The organism is Streptomyces sp. HUAS ZL42 (genome assembly GCF_040782645.1).
Taxonomy (GTDB): Bacteria; Actinomycetota; Actinomycetes; order Streptomycetales; family Streptomycetaceae; genus Streptomyces.
Genome location: NZ_CP160403.1, coordinates 2,350,679 through 2,366,728, shown reverse-complemented (window position 1 = coordinate 2,366,728; position 16,050 = coordinate 2,350,679). Strand labels below are relative to the sequence as shown.

Annotated in this window: 17 protein-coding genes; 9 read left to right on the top strand and 8 right to left on the bottom strand. The window is 71.3% G+C overall.

Features of this window, described 5'->3' with window-relative positions:
• Nucleotides 1-3 precede the first annotated feature (3 nt).
• Nucleotides 4-1,743, bottom strand: coding sequence for a GAF domain-containing protein (locus ABZO29_RS10975; protein WP_367319967.1), 1,740 nt, complete (start codon nt 1,741-1,743; stop codon nt 4-6).
• A gap of 153 nt (nt 1,744-1,896) precedes the next feature.
• Here ABZO29_RS10975 and ABZO29_RS10970 point away from each other — a divergent pair, with 153 nt between their 5' ends.
• Both ABZO29_RS10970 and ABZO29_RS10965 read left to right on the top strand, forming a co-directional pair.
• Nucleotides 1,897-2,805 carry a HipA family kinase gene (locus ABZO29_RS10970; protein ID WP_367319966.1) on the top strand — a complete coding sequence of 303 codons (909 nt, stop codon included), beginning with the start codon at nt 1,897-1,899 and terminating at the stop codon, nt 2,803-2,805.
• A complete protein-coding gene (locus tag ABZO29_RS10965; RefSeq protein ID WP_367319965.1) occupies nt 2,802-3,077 on the top strand; it encodes a SelT/SelW/SelH family protein in 276 nt (91 codons plus the stop codon). The genes ABZO29_RS10970 and ABZO29_RS10965 overlap by 4 nt, the downstream gene beginning before the upstream one ends.
• A 152-nt stretch (nt 3,078-3,229) precedes the next feature.
• On the opposite strand, the gene aceB is transcribed toward ABZO29_RS10965, so the two are convergent.
• Together aceB and ABZO29_RS10955 are read right to left on the bottom strand one after the other, a co-directional pair.
• Nucleotides 3,230-4,855, bottom strand: a complete 1,626-nt coding sequence (gene aceB, locus ABZO29_RS10960; protein ID WP_367319964.1) for a malate synthase A — start codon at nt 4,853-4,855, stop codon at nt 3,230-3,232.
• Between the two features lie 183 nt (nt 4,856-5,038).
• A complete protein-coding gene (locus tag ABZO29_RS10955) occupies nt 5,039-5,638 on the bottom strand; it encodes an NTP transferase domain-containing protein (RefSeq protein ID WP_367319963.1) in 600 nt (199 codons plus the stop codon).
• Nucleotides 5,639-5,798: 160 nt separating this feature from the next.
• Here ABZO29_RS10955 and ABZO29_RS10950 point away from each other — a divergent pair, with 160 nt between their 5' ends.
• The gene (locus tag ABZO29_RS10950; protein WP_367319962.1) at nt 5,799-6,131 is read left to right on the top strand and encodes a DUF5955 family protein; all 333 of its coding nucleotides are present in this window, start codon (nt 5,799-5,801) and stop codon (nt 6,129-6,131) included.
• 21 nt (nt 6,132-6,152) lie between these two features.
• Here ABZO29_RS10950 and ABZO29_RS10945 read toward each other — a convergent pair whose 3' ends face one another.
• Both ABZO29_RS10945 and ABZO29_RS10940 read right to left on the bottom strand, forming a co-directional pair.
• Entirely contained in the window at nt 6,153-6,461 is a 309-nt protein-coding gene (locus ABZO29_RS10945) for an antibiotic biosynthesis monooxygenase family protein (RefSeq protein WP_367319961.1), read from the bottom strand.
• 119 nt (nt 6,462-6,580) lie between these two features.
• On the bottom strand, nt 6,581-7,378 hold the full coding sequence (locus ABZO29_RS10940; protein WP_367319960.1) for an IclR family transcriptional regulator: 798 nt from the start codon (nt 7,376-7,378) through the stop codon (nt 6,581-6,583).
• Nucleotides 7,379-7,652: 274 nt separating this feature from the next.
• Between ABZO29_RS10940 and allB the strand changes: the two genes are divergently transcribed.
• From allB to ABZO29_RS10925, 3 genes are all read left to right on the top strand, one after another.
• Nucleotides 7,653-8,993, top strand: coding sequence for an allantoinase AllB (gene allB / locus ABZO29_RS10935; protein ID WP_367319959.1), 1,341 nt, complete (start codon nt 7,653-7,655; stop codon nt 8,991-8,993).
• A gap of 51 nt (nt 8,994-9,044) precedes the next feature.
• Nucleotides 9,045-10,175: an allantoicase gene (gene alc, locus ABZO29_RS10930; protein ID WP_367319958.1), complete on the top strand. Its 1,131-nt coding sequence runs from the start codon at nt 9,045-9,047 to the stop codon at nt 10,173-10,175.
• Nucleotides 10,176-10,272: 97 nt separating this feature from the next.
• Complete coding sequence (locus ABZO29_RS10925) at nt 10,273-10,899, top strand: dihydrofolate reductase family protein (RefSeq protein WP_367319957.1); 627 nt, start codon at nt 10,273-10,275, stop codon at nt 10,897-10,899.
• 9 nt (nt 10,900-10,908) lie between these two features.
• Here the strand turns inward: ABZO29_RS10925 and ABZO29_RS10920 are convergent, their stop codons facing one another.
• The 3 genes from ABZO29_RS10920 to ABZO29_RS10910 are packed head-to-tail and all read right to left on the bottom strand — an operon-like array spanning nt 10,909 to nt 12,407.
• On the bottom strand, nt 10,909-11,802 hold the full coding sequence (locus tag ABZO29_RS10920) for an alpha/beta hydrolase (protein WP_367319956.1): 894 nt from the start codon (nt 11,800-11,802) through the stop codon (nt 10,909-10,911).
• Nucleotides 11,803-11,857: 55 nt separating this feature from the next.
• Nucleotides 11,858-11,992: a hypothetical protein gene (locus tag ABZO29_RS10915; protein ID WP_367319955.1), complete on the bottom strand. Its 135-nt coding sequence runs from the start codon at nt 11,990-11,992 to the stop codon at nt 11,858-11,860.
• 19 nt (nt 11,993-12,011) lie between these two features.
• Nucleotides 12,012-12,407 (bottom strand): ribonuclease domain-containing protein, encoded by a 396-nt coding sequence (locus tag ABZO29_RS10910; RefSeq protein ID WP_367319954.1) that lies wholly within the window; start codon nt 12,405-12,407, stop codon nt 12,012-12,014.
• A gap of 278 nt (nt 12,408-12,685) precedes the next feature.
• Between ABZO29_RS10910 and ABZO29_RS10905 the strand changes: the two genes are divergently transcribed.
• The 3 genes from ABZO29_RS10905 to ABZO29_RS10895 all read left to right on the top strand — a co-directional run bounded on the left by ABZO29_RS10905 (nt 12,686) and on the right by ABZO29_RS10895 (nt 16,007).
• Nucleotides 12,686-13,921, top strand: coding sequence for a histidine kinase (locus ABZO29_RS10905; RefSeq protein ID WP_367326104.1), 1,236 nt, complete (start codon nt 12,686-12,688; stop codon nt 13,919-13,921).
• Between the two features lie 96 nt (nt 13,922-14,017).
• Nucleotides 14,018-14,698, top strand: a complete 681-nt coding sequence (locus ABZO29_RS10900; protein WP_367319953.1) for a response regulator — start codon at nt 14,018-14,020, stop codon at nt 14,696-14,698.
• A 124-nt stretch (nt 14,699-14,822) separates the two neighbouring features.
• A complete protein-coding gene (locus ABZO29_RS10895; protein ID WP_367319952.1) occupies nt 14,823-16,007 on the top strand; it encodes a cytochrome P450 in 1,185 nt (394 codons plus the stop codon).
• Nucleotides 16,008-16,050: the final 43 nt, after the last annotated feature.

Genomic DNA, 16,050 nt, shown 5'->3' with positions numbered 1-16,050 from the left:
CTGTCAGCGGCCGGCCGGGGGCAGGGGCACCGCCCAGGCCAGGATCGTGCCGCTGGGCCGGTTCGAGGACACCTCGAAGCTTCCCCCCAGGTCCTCCGCCCGCTGCCGGAGGTTTGCCAGACCGCTGCGGCGGGCGACGGCGGGATCGACACCGCGGCCGTTGTCCGTCACCCGCAGCCGGAGCGTCCCTTCGAGCACCTCGACACTGACGTCGACGGCGCCGGCGTGAGCGTGCCGGGCCGCGTTGGACAACGCCTCGCCCAGCACCGCCAGCAGGTGCTCGGCGTACTCGGCCGGCACGTTCGTGTCCAGCAGACCGGTCATGCGCAGCGCCGGGGTGAACCCGAGGGCTTCGGCGGCCCGGTCCGTGGCCGCCACCAGCTTCGCCCGCAGGCCGCCGCCGCGACTGTGGTCACTCTCCCGCAGGCCGTAGATGGTGGAGCGGATGACCTTGATCGTGTCGTCGAGGTCGTCCACCACCCGCTGGATACGCGCGCCCACCTGGGGCCGGTCGGCGACGCGGCCGAGCGTGGACTGCAGTGTCAGCGCGCCCGCGAAAAGCCGCTGAATGACCAGATCGTGCAGGTCCCGGGCGATCCGGTCCCGGTCGCTGAGGACCAGCATGCGTTCGGTGTCCTGGCGGTGCTCGGCGACCTCCAGGGTCAGCGCCGCCTGGTTGCCGAATCCGGTGACCATGTCGACGACCGTGTCGGCGAACATCCGCCCGCCCGGCACATTCGCCACCAGCAGGACGCCGCGCACATGACCGCGGGTGCCGAGCGGCACGTAGAACGCCGGCCCCAGGTCGACCACGGAGGAGCTGCCGCCCTCGGCGCGCGGGTCCGCGCTGACCGCGTCGCTGGTGACCGTCTCCCCGGTGGCGAACACCTTCGCCGCCAGTGTCGTGGTCGGCAGCACCAGTCCGCGGACCTCTTCCTCCCGCGCGCCGGAGGCGACCTCGACGACCAGTTCTCCGCTGTCGCCGACCGGGACGGCCAGGGTGACCAGGTCCGCGCCGGCCAGTTCGCGCACGGTGGCGGCGACCGACTCCAGGACCTCGGCCGGATCCCGCCCCGCCAGCAGGCTGCGGGTCAGCTCGTCGCTCGCCGCCAGCCACCGCTGCTTGCGGCGGGCGTCGTCGTACAGACGGGCGTTGTCGATCGCCACGCCGGCCGCCGCGGCCAGGGTCCGCAGTACCGCCTCGTCGTCGGCGTCGAACTCCGCGCCGCCGTGCTTGTCCGTCAGGTACAGATTGCCGAACACCTCGTCGCGCACCCGGACGGGAGCCCCGAGGAAGGTGGTCATCGCCGGGTGCCCGGCCGGGAAGCCCACGGACGCCGGATGGTCCGCGAGATTGGCCAGGCGCAACGGCTCCGGGTGGCGGATGAGCTCGCCCAGGATGCCTTCGCCGCGCGGGTAGTGTCCGATCCGGGCGATGGTCTCCTCGTCGACGCCGACCGTGATGAACTGCTTGATCGTGCCTTCCTCGCCGAGCACGCCCAGCGCTCCGTAGCGGGCGTCGACCAGGGCGACGGCGGACTCCACGATGCGGCGCAGCACCACCTCCAGGTCCAGGTCGGAGCCGACGGCCAGCACCGCGTCCAGCAAGGTGCGCATCCGATCGCGAGCCGCCCGCACCTGCTGGACCTGCTGCTGCAGACCCTCCAGCAGCTCGTCCAGCCGCAGTTGCGGCGAAGCCCCGGGCACCGCGGCATCGCCCCGGCCCTGCGCGCCCTCGTCCACCACAGCTCCCCTCGCCGTTCACTGTCGAACCACTGTTCAGCATGCCCGATGATCCGATTGTGTTCGACGCCGCCCCGGTATGCTCGCTTCCCTGGGGTACGCGTGCTGGGAGGTCGTGGACGGTGAGGCCGGAGACTCGGGTGGCCCGGGAAAATGCTGACTGAGGTCACCGCAACCCGCTACGTCGCACCCCTGAGGACCGGCGGCTCCGTCCCCGGCGTCGTCGAGGCCGACGACCTGGGCACCTACGTCGTGAAGTTCACCGGCTCCGCGCAGGGCCGCAAGGCGCTGGTGGCCGAGGTGATCGTCGGCGAGCTGGCCCGCGCCCTGGGGCTGCGGTTCCCGGAGCTGGTCCTCGTGCACTTCGACCCGTCGATCGCCGGGCACGAGCCGCACCAGGAGGTCCGCGACCTCCACGACGCGAGCGCGGGGCTCAATCTCGGCATGGACTACCTGCCGGGCGCGAAGGACTTCACCCAGGAGGTCGCCAGGACCTTCCGGGTGGACCCGCTGGAGGCGGGCAGGATCGTCTGGCTTGACGCCCTGACCGTGAACGTCGACCGCACCGTCCACAGCTCCAACCTGATGGTCTGGCCGACGTTCGGGATCGTGCCCCCGCGTCTGTGGCTCATCGACCACGGCGCCGCGCTCGTCTTCCACCACCGCTGGGACACCTCCGACCCCGCGAAGGCGTACGACTTCCGCCACCACGCCCTCGGCCACTACGCGCCGGACGTGCGGGCGGCCGACGCGGAGCTGGCGCCACGGGTGACACTCGATCTGCTCCGGGAGGTCACGGCCGCAGTGCCGGACGCCTGGCTGGCGGACGAGCCGGGGACGCCGGACGAGATCCGGAAGGCGTACGTGGACTACCTCCACGCGCGCGTCCAGGCGTCCGCCGCCTGGCTCCCCACGGACTTCCCCACCCGGGAGGAACTCGCCGCCGAGGAGGCCCTCCGCGCGGCACGCACACAACAGGGCCGCCCGAACTGGCTCAAGCGGGTCCCGGACCTGCACGGCAAACCGGCGGCGGAACAGGATTGGTCGGTGCACCTGGGATGAGTGACATCCAGCGCGTCGAGATCGAGTACTGCACCCGGTGCCGCTGGCTGCCGCGGGCGGCCTGGCTGGCCCAGGAGCTGCTCACGACCTTCGAGACGGAGCTGACGGAACTGTCCCTGAAGCCCGGCAAGGGCGGGGTCTTCGTCGTCCGGGTGAACGACGAGGTGGTCTGGGACCGCCGCGAACAGGGCTTCCCGGAACCGACGGCCGTGAAGCAGGCCGTACGCGACCGAGTGGCCCCGGGGAAGTCCCTGGGCCACTCGGACAAGTGAGCGCCTCTGACCCAGCCCGCGTGGCACGTCCCTCCGGACGCTGGTCGGCAGGCCTTGCGGCCGAACCGAGGAGGGTGCCCGACGTCGCCTGGGCGCCGGGCGTGTGCGTGACAGTCCGCCACAGGCTCACTACGGACAGCTATTCCGATTGGTCAGCCTTGCAGCTGCTCGTAGGCAGGCAGCGTCAGGAAGTCCGCGTAGTCCTCGTCGAGGGCGACCTGGAGCAGCAGATCGTGGGCCTGCTGCCAGTGGCCGGCCGCGAACGCCTCCTCGCCGATCTCCGCGCGGATGTTCTGCAGTTCCTCGGCGGCGACCTTGCGGGCCAGCTCCGGCGTGGCCTTCTCGCCGTTCTCGAACTCGACACCGGCGTTGATCCACTGCCAGATCTGCGAGCGGGAGATCTCGGCGGTGGCCGCGTCCTCCATCAGGTTGAAGATGGCGACCGCGCCGAGGCCGCGCAGCCAGGCCTCGATGTAACGGATGCCGACCTGCACGGCGTTGATCAGGCCGTTGTACGTCGGCTTGACGGCCAGGGAGTCGATCGCGATCAGGTCGGCGGCCTCGACGTGGACGTCCTCGCGCAGGCGGTCCTTCTGGTTGGGCCGGTCGCCGAGGATCTTGTCGAAGGACTCCATGGCGAGCGGGACCAGGTCGGGGTGGGCGACCCACGAGCCGTCGAAACCGTCGTTCGCCTCCCGGTCCTTGTCGGCCTTGACCTTCTCGAAGGCGACCTTGTTGACCTCCTCGTCGCGGCGGGAGGGGATGAAGGCGGCCATGCCGCCGATCGCGTGCGCGCCCCGCTTGTGGCAGGTGCGGACGAGGAGTTCGGTGTACGCGCGCATGAACGGGGCCGTCATCGTGACCGCGTTGCGGTCCGGCAGGACGAACCTGGGCCCGCCGTCACGGAAGTTCTTGACGATGGAGAACAGGTAGTCCCAGCGGCCGGCGTTCAATCCGGAGGCGTGGTCGCGGAGTTCGTAGAGGATCTCCTCCATCTCGTACGCGGCCGTGATCGTCTCGATCAGCACGGTGGCGCGGATGGTGCCCTGCGGGATGCCGACGTAGTCCTGGGCGAAGACGAAGACGTCGTTCCAGAGGCGGGCCTCCAGGTGCGACTCCGTCTTGGGGAGGTAGAAGTACGGGCCCTTGCCGAGGTCGAGCAGGCGCTGGGCGTTGTGGAAGAAGTACAGGCCGAAGTCGACGAAGGCGCCGGGGACCTGGGTGCCGTTCGCGTCCACGAGATGCCGCTCGTCGAGGTGCCAGCCGCGCGGGCGCATCACGACCGTCGCGAGCTCCTCGTCCGGGCGCAGAGCGTACGGCTTGCCGCTCACCGGGTCGGTGAAGTCGATGTTCCGGGTGTAGGCGTCGGCCAGATTGACCTGACCGAGGACGACGTTCTCCCACGTCGGCGCCGAGGCGTCCTCGAAGTCCGCGAGCCACACCTTCGCGCCCGAGTTGAGGGCGTTGATGGTCATCTTGCGGTCGGTGGGGCCGGTGATCTCGACACGGCGGTCGTCGAGGGCCGCGGGGGACGGGGCCACCCTCCAGGAGTCGTCGGCGCGGATCGCGGCGGTCTCCGGGAGGAAGTCGAGCGTCGAGGTGCGGGCGATCTCGGCGCGGCGCTCCGCACGGCGGGCGAGGAGCTCGTCGCGGCGGGGCGTGAACCGCCGGTGCAGCTCCGCCACGAAGGCGAGCGCCGCGTCGGTGAGGACCTCCTTCTGCCGGGGCAGGGGCTCGGCGTCGACGATGGCCAGCGGGGACGGCGCTGGTGCGGACATGAGCTGTCACTTCCTTCAGCGAGGCACCGGGTGCCAGTCGACCCGGGTACGGCGGTCGGCGCCCGGAGAGCAGTCGAGCGCTTCTGAACAGTGGATAGTAGTTTCCTTATCGTGGAACTTCAATGGTTTGTTGATGTCGAGATTCTCTGAGTCGAGCCAACGTGGCGCTCAGTGCCGTACCGCTCACTCAAGGTGGACGAGGTCCGCCTCCGTGTCGATGTCGTACGGCCGCGCCACATCCCCGCACTCGACGAGCGTGATGGCCTCCTCGTGCTCCTTCAGATAGGCGCGCGCCCCCCGGTCGCCGGTCGCGGCCGCCGCGATGCCGGCCCAGTGGGCGGCGCCGAGGAGGACCGGATGCCCGCGCTGCCCGTCGTACGCGGCGGAGGCCAGGGACGTCTCCCCCCGGTACGCGCCGATCACCCGCGCCAGGGCCGCCGGCCCGATCCCGGGCTGGTCGACCAGCGACACGAGCGCGGCTCCGGCCCCCGTGCCGGTGAGCGAGTCGAGCCCGGCCCGCAGGGAGGAGCCCATGCCCTGCTGCCAGTGCGGGTTCTCCACGAGCACGCAGCCGTCGAGCCGGGCGCGCTCCCGTACGGCATCGGAGCGGGCCCCCAGGACCACATGGACGCGCGTGCACCCGGCGGCGCGCAGCGCCCCCACCGCGTACTCCACCAGCGGACGCCCCCGGTGTTCGAGCAGCGCCTTGGGCCGCCCGCCGAGCCGTCGCCCCCCGCCCGCCGCGAGGAGCAACCCGGCGACCTGGTCCTGCCTTTGCGTCATACGTCCTGCATACCTGACCGGGCGGCGACCGCACGGCTTCGAAGGGCTGAATTTCGGTCCGCACAGTGGCGCACCCGGCATCGGGTGGCGTTTACTGACCCGCGTCCCCCCGGCGCCCGACCAACGCCACGGGGATGTCGGGCGGGACAGCGGGCGGTGCATGCAGGGGGGGAGAGCTGTGTTGCGGAGCTTGGGGCAGAGGCCAGTGACCGGCAGCGACGAGGATCCGAGGGTGGCGGAGCTGAGGACGGCCGTGTCCCGGCTGCGCCGGGAACTCGCCGCGCATCCCGCGGAGTTCCCGGACCGGGCCATCGCCGAGGACGAACTGGCCGCCCTCGCAGCGATGACCGCGGGCGGGGTCCCGGAGATCCCCCGCCTGCGCAGCTCCCTGCTGCTGATCGCCGGCGCCATCGGCTCGGTCAGCGCCCTGGCGCGGGGCCTGTCGGACGTGCGGCACGCGGTGGAGCTGTTCGGGGAGCCGCCGCGCCGTTGAGCCGTGGCGGGCACGCGGCGCTCAGACGGTGACGACCAGCTCGTAGCCGCCGCTCTGCATGTCCTCGCACAGGGCGCGGCAGGCGCTGAAGCGCTCGGCGAACTCGGGTGAACCCTGCCAGGCGCGCATCGAGTCGAGATCCTGCCAGGCAGCGAAGGACACGAAGGAGTTCGGGCTGTTCAGGCTGCGGATCAGCCGAGCCCCGAGGAAGCCCGTGTTCGCCTCCTTGGTCCAGATGAGGAACTCCCGCCAGCGTTCGACGAACTCGTCGGCACTTCCCTCTTTGATCTGCCAGCTCCCCGAGGACCAGTGCTTGTTCTCCTGCAGCATGGTGCGCACCCCGCTCCGCCGTCGGTCTCCTTTGCCCACAGGCTAGGAGCGGCGTGCCCCCACCGCTCCCGGTGACGGACCGAACGTGTGGGTCCCCTAGGCCGTCCAGGCCGTCGCCCCTAGGCCGTCGGCGCCGAGGTGGTGAGCGCGTCGGACAGCTCCACGGCCACCTGCTGCAGCACCGGCACGATCCTGTCCGTGGCCACCTCCGTGACCCGGCCGGCCGGGCCGGAGATGGAGATGGCGGCGGCGGTGGGGGAGCCGGGCACGGAGACCGCCAGGCAGCGCACACCGATCTCCTGCTCGTTGTCGTCGATCGCGTACCCGTTGCGCCGCACGTCCTCCAGTGCGGCGAGGAAGCCCTCGGGCGTGGTGATCGTCTTCTCCGTCGCGGCGGGCATGCCGGTGCGGGCCAGCAGGGCGCGCACCTCGTCGTCGGGGAAGCCCGCGAGCAGCGCCTTGCCGACGCCCGTGGAGTGCGGCAGGACGCGCCGGCCGACCTCGGTGAACATGCGCATCGAGTGCTTGGACGGCACCTGTGCGACGTAGACGATCTCGTCGCCGTCGAGCAGCGCCATGTTCGCCGTCTCCCCGGTCTCCTCTACCAGGCGGGCCAGGTAGGGGCGGGCCCAGGTGCCGAGCAGACGGGAGGCGGACTCGCCGAGGCGGATCAGGCGGGGGCCGAGGGCGTAGCGGCGGTTGGCCTGCTGGCGCACGTAACCGCAGGTGACCAGCGTGCGCATGAGGCGGTGGATGGTGGGCAGCGGCAGCCCGCTGCTCGCGGACAGCTCGCTCAGCCCGACCTCGCCGCCGGCGTCCGCCATCCGCTCGAGCAGGTCGAAGGCGCGCTCGAGGGACTGGACCCCGCCGCCGGCGGACTTGGCGGAGTCGGTGGTGCTGGCGCTGGACGTCGGCACGGCGCGTTCCTTTCGGGACTGGCGGGAAGGGCAGAAGCCTACCCGGCAGTCGGTTGACTCCCCGCTTGTGTGTAGCTACGTTCTGCTGGGTGAAATTCTAATTCCGCGTTGTGAAAACATCCAGAGTGTGGGCCCCGGGGTGCACTGTGGAGAGTGTGCCTCTTGACGGCGCAAGGGCGGGAGTGAAGACTCCTTCAACAGAACGTTGAATTCCGTTACGTGGAAGTAAATCCCGTTTCCCGGAAGTAAAACGGCGGCAGAGAGAGGGGTTCGGGTGTCCGACGCAGAACTGGTGCTTCGCTCGACACGCGTCATCACCCCGGAGGGGACACGCGCCGCATCGGTCGCCGTCTCCGCCGGGAAGATCACAGCCGTTCTGCCGTACGACGCGCCCCCTCCCGCCGCCGCACGCCTGGAGGACCTCGGCGACGACGTCCTGCTGCCCGGCCTCGTCGACACCCACGTGCACGTCAACGACCCGGGCCGCACCGAGTGGGAGGGCTTCTGGACCGCCACGCGCGCCGCGGCGGCCGGCGGCATCACCACCCTGGTCGACATGCCCCTCAACTCGCTCCCGCCGACCACGACGGTGGAGAACCTCCGTACGAAGCAGAAGGTGGCCGCCGACAAGGCGCACATCGACGTCGGCTTCTGGGGCGGCGCCCTGCCCGACAACGTAGAGGACCTGCGCCCGCTGCACGCGGCCGGGGTCTTCGGCTTCAAGGCCTTCCTGTCGCCGTCCGGGGTGGACGAGTTCCCGCACCTCGACCAGGAGCGGCTCGCCCGGTCGCTGGCCGAGATCGCCTCCTTCGACGGCCTGCTGATCGTGCATGCCGAGGATCCGCACCACCTCGACGCCGCCCCGCAGCAGGGTGGCCCGAAGTACGCCGACTTCCTGGCCTCCCGTCCCCGTGGCGCCGAGGACACGGCGATCGCGAGCCTGATCGAACGGGCGAAGCGCCTCCAAGCGCGCGTGCACGTGCTCCACCTGTCGTCGAGCGACGCGCTGCCGCTGATCGCGGCGGCCAGGGCGGACGGTGTGCGGATCACCGTCGAGACCTGCCCCCACTATCTGACCCTGACCGCCGAGGAGGTCCCCGACGGCGCCAGCGAGTTCAAGTGCTGCCCGCCCATCCGTGAGGCCGCCAACCAGGACCTGCTGTGGCAGGCGCTGGCGGACGGCACGATCGACTGCGTGGTGACCGACCACTCGCCGTCGACCGCCGACCTGAAGACCGACGACTTCGCCACCGCCTGGGGCGGCATATCCGGCCTCCAGCTGAGCCTGGCGGCGGTCTGGACCGAGGCCCGCAAGCGGGGACACGGCCTGGAGGACGTGGTCCGCTGGATGTCGACGCGCACGGCACAGCTGGTGGGGCTCGACGATCGCAAGGGCGCCATCGCGCCGGGCCGCGACGCCGACTTCGCGGTCCTCGCACCCGACGCGACGTTCACGGTCGACCCGGCGGCCCTCCAGCACCGCAACCGGGTCACGGCGTACGCGGGCAGGACCCTGTACGGCGTCGTGAAGTCCACCTGGCTGCGTGGCGAACGCATCGTGGCCGACGGCGCGTTCACCGAACCGAAGGGCGAACTCCTCACCCGGAACCCCTGATTACCGCCCGCACCCGCAGCGGCCGACTCCCGAAAGGCAGACCTGATCACCGTGACGGCGCAGCAGCAATCCCCTTCGGCTCCCTTCACCGGCGACGCGAACCCCTACGGAGGCGGTGACCCGTACGCGGACTACCGCACCGCCGACTTCCCCTTCACCCGGTACGCCAACCTCGCCGACCGGCAGCTCGGCGCGGGGGTCGTCGCCGCCAACGACGAGTTCTTCGCCCAGCGCGAGAACCTGCTGGTGCCCGGCCGAGCCGAGTTCGACCCCGAGCACTTCGGGCACAAGGGCAAGGTCATGGACGGCTGGGAGACGCGCCGCCGCCGCGGGACCTCGGCCGACCAGCCCTGGCCCACGGCCGAGGACCACGACTGGGCGCTGGTACGTCTGGGCGCGCCCGGCGTGATCCGCGGCATCGTCGTCGACACGGCCCACTTCCGCGGCAACTACCCGCAGGCGGTGTCGATCGAGGGGACCTCCGTGCCGGGCTCCCCGTCGCCCGGCGAGCTCCTCGGGGACGACGTGAAGTGGACGACGCTGGTGCCGCGCACGGCGGTCGGCGGCCATGCGGCGAACGGTTTCCCCGTCTCGCTGGAACAGCGCTTCACCCACCTGCGCGTCAACCAGCACCCCGACGGCGGAATCGCGCGCCTGCGGGTGTACGGCGAGGTGGTTGCGGACCCGGCATGGCTGGAGGCCCTCGGCACCTTCGACGTGGTCGCCCTGGAGAACGGCGGCCAGGCGGAGGACGCCTCCAACCTCTTCTACTCCCCGGCCACGAACACCATCCAGCCCGGCCGCTCCCGCAAGATGGACGACGGCTGGGAGACACGCCGCCGCCGGGACCAGGGCAACGACTGGATCCGCTACCGGCTGGTGGCGCAGTCCCGGATCCGCGCGATCGAGATCGACACGGCGTACCTGAAGGGCAACGCGGCCGGGTGGGCGTCGGTGTCCGTCAAGGACGGCGCGGACGGCGCGTGGACGGAGATCCTCCCGCGCACCCGCCTCCAGCCCGACACCAACCACCGCTTCGTACTGCCGACTTCGGCGGTCGGCACGCACGCGCGCGTGGACATCTTCCCCGACGGCGGCATCTCGCGTCTGCGGCTGTACGGCTCGCTGACGGAGGAGGGCGCGAGTCGCCTGGCCGCACGGCACCAGGAGCTGGGCGGCTGAGCGCTGATGGACCGTACGGACGACCGATGAGTTGCGGGTGCCGCCGGGGTCTGCACTGATGACCGCAGACCCCACCTCAGGGAGGAAGGCACCCGCCATGGGCAAGCTCGTCCACAACATCTTCGTCACCCTCGACGGCGTCTACCAGGCACCCGGCGGCCCCCAGGAGGACCGCAGGGACGGCTTCGAGCAGGGCGGCTGGAGCTTTCCGTACAGCGACGAGGACTTCGGCCGGTTCATCTCGGAGCTCTTCGACCGCGCGGGCGCGTTCCTCCTCGGCCGCCGCACGTACGACATCTTCGCGGCGTACTGGCCGAAGGTGACCGATCCCGCCAACCCGGTCGCCTCCCGGCTCAATTCCCTGCCGAAGTACGTGGCCTCGGCCACCCTCGACCGGCCGGAGTGGTCCGGCACCACCGTGATCAGCGGCGACCTGGACAAGGAGGTCACCGGCCTGAAGGAGCGCACCGACGGCGAGCTCCAGCTGCACGGCAGCGGCGCCCTCGCCCGCTCCCTGCTGGCGCTCGACCTGATCGACACCATCCACCTGCACACCTTCCCGGTGGTGCTCGGCGCGGGGCGCCGCCTCTTCGCGGAGGGCGCGCTGCCCACTGCCTTCAAGCACACCGGCGGCCTCATCACCTCCACGGGCATCTCCATCCAGTCGTACGACCTGGCGGGCCGCCCGGAGTACGGCTCGTACGAACTCCCCGAAACGGAGTGATCGCCGGCGTCAGGCGCCGAGTGCGGTGCGCAGGGTGGTGGCCATCAGCTCGATCGCTTCCTTCGCGTCCGGCACCGGTCCGGTGTGGGTGAAGTAGTGGTCGACGCCCTCGAAGACGCGGTGGGTGACCGGGACTCCCGCGGCCTCCAGGGCCTTGGCGTAGGCGTCGCCCTCGGCGCGCAGGCGGTCGTGCTCCGCGGTGATGACGAGGGCGGGCGCCAGCCCGGCGAGGTCGTCGGCCAGTCCGGGGGAGACGAGGGGGTGGGCGCGGTCGGCGGGGTCAGGTACGTAGGCGGCCGTGAAGACGCGCATGAGGTGGGGGGCGAGGAGCGGCTTGGCGATGGGGGAGAGCTTGGTGGCGGGATCGGCGAGCTGGTCGAGTGGCGCGTAGTCGAGTATCTGGAGCCGGGGAGAGAAGGTGCCGCGGTCCCGGGCCGTGCGACAGACCGCGGCGGTGAGGTTGGCCCCCGCGCTGTGTCCGCCCACGGCGAGTCGTGAGCCGTCCCAGTCGTTGGCCCGGCCGTTCTCGGCGACCCACGCGGTGACGTCGTACGCCTGGGTGACGGGTACCGGGTACGGCCGCTGCGGGGCCACGGCGTAGTCCACGTTGATCACGACGCAGCCGGCTGTGGCGGCTATGTAGCGGCAGATGTGGTCGTCCTGCTCGGGGCGGCCGACGACGAAGCCGCCGCCGTGGAAGTTGACGTACACGGGGGCGGGGGCCTCGGTGGTGGCCGGCGGGCGATAGACGGTGCAGGTCACCGGTCCGGCGCCGGTCTCCACCCGAAGGGACTCGGTGCGCTTGGGGATGTCGGTGAAGCGCAGGTCCTTGTGTACACGAGCGATCATTCCGCCGAGCAGCAGCTGGACGCCCCTCGCTTGCATTCTGAGGCTGATCGGCATGGCTGCGCCCTCCACTGCTGCAAGGTTGAAATAACAGGTTTCCTGATAATGGACTTCAACCTGAACCTCGCGCAACAGTGAGCGCGCACATGGCGGTGGTGGCGATCGCCTGCTCAAGTGCCTCGCCCCGCGCGATGTGGGGGGTGCGCGGGGCGAGGGGCTCGGCGTCGAACGGATGCCGGCCGGTCATGCCGGCCTGCTGCCGGACCTCAGCAGCCGAAGTCGACGAGATCGAACGTGGCGTAGTGGTCGGAGGTGTAGTAGTCCTCCCGGTACTCCTCACCGGTGACGATGCGGCGTGCGCCGCGCGTGGAGGAGCCCGGCGTCTTCACCGTGTACTCGTGGTAGTAGCCGGAAGGTTGGGTGGGCAGGACGCGTTCGCGGTTCTGGAAGACGCTGCCGTCCTGGGAGTACGGGAAGGGCCCGTTCGACGCGATGAGGTCGAGTGTGTCGTACGCCTGGGAGGGCAGGTCGCTGTAGCAGATGCTGCCGACCGAGGTGGCGGCGGCGTCCGCCGTGGTGGCGGAGACGGTGCCGCCCACGAGGAGGGCGGACAGGAGGGCGGCTGCGGCGCCGATGCGTGTTGCACGTGGGGGGAATCGCATGACCTCATGATGACGCGCGTAGACAGTGGCATGTCAATGACAACTTCGGAGAATTTCCCGTCAAGTCCGATGAGTTTTCGGGAAGTTAACCTGCGTGGAAATCCCGTCTCGGTCGGTCGCAGCCGGACGACCCAGACGATCCGGGCGGCCGAAAGTCTTGATTCCTCCGTACGGGCCGCGCCGAAAGTCTGCGATGCCGCGACTTCGGTCGGAGATTGCGGGTGGGCGGGGGTGTCACGGGCCGTCCCTGCGTAGATTTGCCGACCGTGAGCGGTGACATGCCGGCGCCGACGCCGCCGGCCTTCTCGGGGCGACGGTGGCTGTTCCCGTCAGCGGTGCTCCACGAGCTCGACGCCGACGCGGGACGGTCCGGGCGGCCCCGGCGCACCGTGCGGGACTGGATCGTCGACTTCTCGTGCTTCGTCCTGGCCGTCCTCGGCGCTCTGGCGGGAGCGGACTCCCTGAGCGGCCAGCCGGAACTCCCGCACGCCCTGGCCACCCTCGACCGGGTCCTCGGTGTCCTCGCCTGCGCCGCGGTCTGGCTGCGCCGCCGCTGGCCGGTCGGGCTCGCCGTGGCGATGGTCCCCGTCGGCTTCCTCTCGAACACCGCGGGCGGTGCCGGCCTCCTCGCCCTCTTCACCCTCGCCGTCCACCGGCCCTTCCGGTACGTGGCCTGGATCGGCGGCGTCTCCCTCGCCCTGATACCGGTGTTCTTCTGGCTGCGCCCGGAACCCGACCTGCCGTTCGTGGCCGCAGTCGTGTTCACCGTGCTGCTCACCGTCTCCGTCATCGGCTGGGGCATGTTCGTACGGTCCAAACGGCAGCTCATGCTGAGCCTGCGGGACCGGGCGAGGCGCGCCGAGACGGAGGCGCGACTGCGGGCGGAGCAGGCGCAGCGGCTCGCCCGCGAGGCGATCGCCCGGGAGATGCACGACGTGCTCGCCCACCGGCTGACACTGCTCAGCGTGCACGCGGGTGCGCTGGAGTTCCGGCCGGACGCGCCCCGCGAGGAGATCGCGCGCGCCGCCGGTGTCATCCGGGAGAGTGCCCACGAGGCGCTGCAGGACCTGCGGGAGATCATCGGCGTACTGCGCGCGGGCGAGCCCGACGAGACGGGCCGTCCCCAGCCGACGCTCGCCGCGCTGGACGCGCTGGCCGCCGAGTCCCGGGAGGCCGGGACGAAGGTCATCCTCGACAACCGCGTCACCGACCCCGCCGCCGTCCCCGCCTCCGTCGGCCGCACGGCCTACCGGATCGCACAGGAGGGCCTCACCAACGCCCGCAAGCACGCCCCCGGCACGGAGGTCACGGTGTCCGTCGCGGGCGCACCGGGCGACGGCCTCACCGTGTCGGTGCGCAACCCGCCCCCCGAGGGCGAGGTTCCTCCCGTTCCCGGTTCCGGCCAGGGCCTGATCGGGCTGACGGAGCGGGCCACCCTGGCCGGCGGCCGGCTCGAGCACGGGCCGGAGGCGGACGGGGGGTTCGGGCTTCGGGCGTGGCTGCCCTGGGGGTGAGCCGGTCAGCCGCGCGGACGGTGCGTGGAGTCGGCCATGCCCGATGTTCGCTCAACTCACCCGGTGGATCGGCGCAACCATGATTACGTGGGGCTCATGACCGCGATCAGAGTCCTCCTCGTCGACGACGATCCGCTCGTACGGGCCGGGCTGTCCTTCATGATGGGCGGCGCCGACGACATCGAGATCGTCGGAGAGGCCGCCGACGGCGACGAGGTCGAGGCGCTCGTCGACCGCACCCGCCCGGACGTGGTCCTGATGGACATCCGGATGCCGTCGATGGACGGACTGACGGCCACGGAGCGGCTGCGCGGCCGCAAGGACGCCCCGCAGGTCGTGGTCCTCACCACCTTCCACGCCGACGAGCAGGTGCTGCGGGCGCTGCGCGCCGGTGCCGCCGGCTTCGTGCTCAAGGACACCCCGCCCGCCGACATCGTGGACGCCGTGCGCAGGGTCGCGGCCGGTGACCCGGTCCTGTCGCCCACCGTCACCCGCCAGTTGATGGAGCACGCGGCCGGCACCGCCGCCGGCACCCGGGGCGAGCGCGCGCGTGAACGCATCGCCGCCCTCAACGAGCGCGAACGCGAGGTCGCCGTGGCCGTCGGCCGGGGCCTGCCCAACGCCGAGATCGCCACCGGCCTCTTCATGAGCGTCGCCACCGTCAAGACCCACGTCTCCCGGATCCTGGCCAAGCTCGGCCTCAACAACCGGGTGCAGATCGCCCTTCTGGCGTACGACGCGGGGCTCGTCGGGAACGAGGCCGAGGGCGGGCACTAGTGCCTGCCCGGAGCAAGTCGCAGGGAATCAGCGGCATCTGATCGGCGCGGGTGAGTGGGGGAGCCCCGGGCAGGCACTGGGCGGTCGTGCCGCACGTTGTCGCTGTGACGGGAGGGAGAGTTCGATGGCGGAAGTGATCGACCTGGGGGAGTTCGGGGACGGGTTCCGGCGGGACCCGCACACGGTGTACGCGCGGCTGCGGGAGCGGGGCCCGGTGCACCGGGTGCGGCTGCCGCAGCACGAGGCGCACCACGAGACCTGGCTCGTCGTCGGGTACGAGGAGGCGAGGGCGGCGCTCGCCGACCCCCGCCTCGCCAAGGACGGCACCAAGATCGGGATCACGTTCCTCGACGAGGAGCTGATCGGCAAGTACCTGCTGATCGCCGACCCGCCCCAGCACACCCGGCTGCGCGGCCTCGTCACGCGTGCCTTCACCATGCGCCGGGTGGAGCAACTGCGGCCCAGGGTCCAGGAGATCACCGACGACCTGCTCGACACGATGCTGCCGCACGGCCGGGCCGACCTCGTGGAGTCCTTCGCCTACCCGCTGCCGATCACCGTGATCTGCGAGCTCCTCGGCGTCCCCGAGATGGACCGCACGGAGTTCCGGAAGATCTCGACGGAGGCCGTCGCACCCAGCAGCGCCGAGAGCGAGTACGACGCCTTCGTCCGCCTCGCCGAGTACCTCACCGGGCTGATCGAGGACAAGCGGTGCGCCGGACCGAGCGACGACCTGCTCAGCGACCTGATCCGCACCACCGCCGAGGACGGCGACCGGCTGTCCCCGCAGGAGCTGCGGGGCATGGCCTTCATCCTGCTCATCGCGGGACACGAGACCACGGTCAACCTCATCACCAACGCCGTCCACGCCCTGCTCGCACACCCGGACCAACTCGCCGCGCTGCGCGCCGACATGAGTCTCCTCGACGGCGCGGTCGAGGAGACGCTGCGCTACGAAGGACCGGTGGAGAACGCGACGTTCCGGTTCGCCGCCGAGCCCCTGCGGATCGCCGGCACCTCCGTCCGGCAGGGCGACGCGGTGATGATCGGCCTGACCGCCGCGGACCGCGACGGCGACCGTTTCCCGGCCCCCGACCGCTTCGACATCCGCCGCGACGCCCGCGGTCACGTCGCCTTCGGCCACGGCATCCACTACTGCCTGGGCGCCCCGCTGGCCCGCCTGGAGGCCCGCACGGCGATACGGTCCCTGCTCGAACGGGCCCCGGAGCTCACCCTCGACGGAGAGCCCGGCGAGTGGCTGCCGGGGATGCTGATGAGGGGGGTGCGGAGCTTGCCGGTGCGCTGGTAGGGCTTTGGAGGTCGGCTTCTTGTCCGGGCGAGTCCGGTGGTGG

Excerpts from the sequence above, each read along its gene's own strand:
- ABZO29_RS10970 (WP_367319966.1), top strand. The coding sequence starts at position 1,897 with ATGCTGACTGAGGTCACCGCAACCCGCTACGTCGCACCCCTGAGGACC.
- ABZO29_RS10965 (WP_367319965.1), top strand. The coding sequence starts at position 2,802 with ATGAGTGACATCCAGCGCGTCGAGATCGAGTACTGCACCCGGTGCCGC.
- aceB (WP_367319964.1), bottom strand. The coding sequence starts at position 4,855 with ATGTCCGCACCAGCGCCGTCCCCGCTGGCCATCGTCGACGCCGAGCCC.
- ABZO29_RS10955 (WP_367319963.1), bottom strand. The coding sequence starts at position 5,638 with ATGACGCAAAGGCAGGACCAGGTCGCCGGGTTGCTCCTCGCGGCGGGC.
- ABZO29_RS10950 (WP_367319962.1), top strand. The coding sequence starts at position 5,799 with ATGCAGGGGGGGAGAGCTGTGTTGCGGAGCTTGGGGCAGAGGCCAGTG.
- ABZO29_RS10945 (WP_367319961.1), bottom strand. The coding sequence starts at position 6,461 with ATGCTGCAGGAGAACAAGCACTGGTCCTCGGGGAGCTGGCAGATCAAA.
- ABZO29_RS10925 (WP_367319957.1), top strand. The coding sequence starts at position 10,273 with ATGGGCAAGCTCGTCCACAACATCTTCGTCACCCTCGACGGCGTCTAC.
- ABZO29_RS10920 (WP_367319956.1), bottom strand. The coding sequence starts at position 11,802 with ATGCCGATCAGCCTCAGAATGCAAGCGAGGGGCGTCCAGCTGCTGCTC.
- ABZO29_RS10915 (WP_367319955.1), bottom strand. The coding sequence starts at position 11,992 with ATGACCGGCCGGCATCCGTTCGACGCCGAGCCCCTCGCCCCGCGCACC.
- ABZO29_RS10910 (WP_367319954.1), bottom strand. The coding sequence starts at position 12,407 with ATGCGATTCCCCCCACGTGCAACACGCATCGGCGCCGCAGCCGCCCTC.
- ABZO29_RS10905 (WP_367326104.1), top strand. The coding sequence starts at position 12,686 with ATGCCGGCGCCGACGCCGCCGGCCTTCTCGGGGCGACGGTGGCTGTTC.
- ABZO29_RS10900 (WP_367319953.1), top strand. The coding sequence starts at position 14,018 with ATGACCGCGATCAGAGTCCTCCTCGTCGACGACGATCCGCTCGTACGG.
- ABZO29_RS10895 (WP_367319952.1), top strand. The coding sequence starts at position 14,823 with ATGGCGGAAGTGATCGACCTGGGGGAGTTCGGGGACGGGTTCCGGCGG.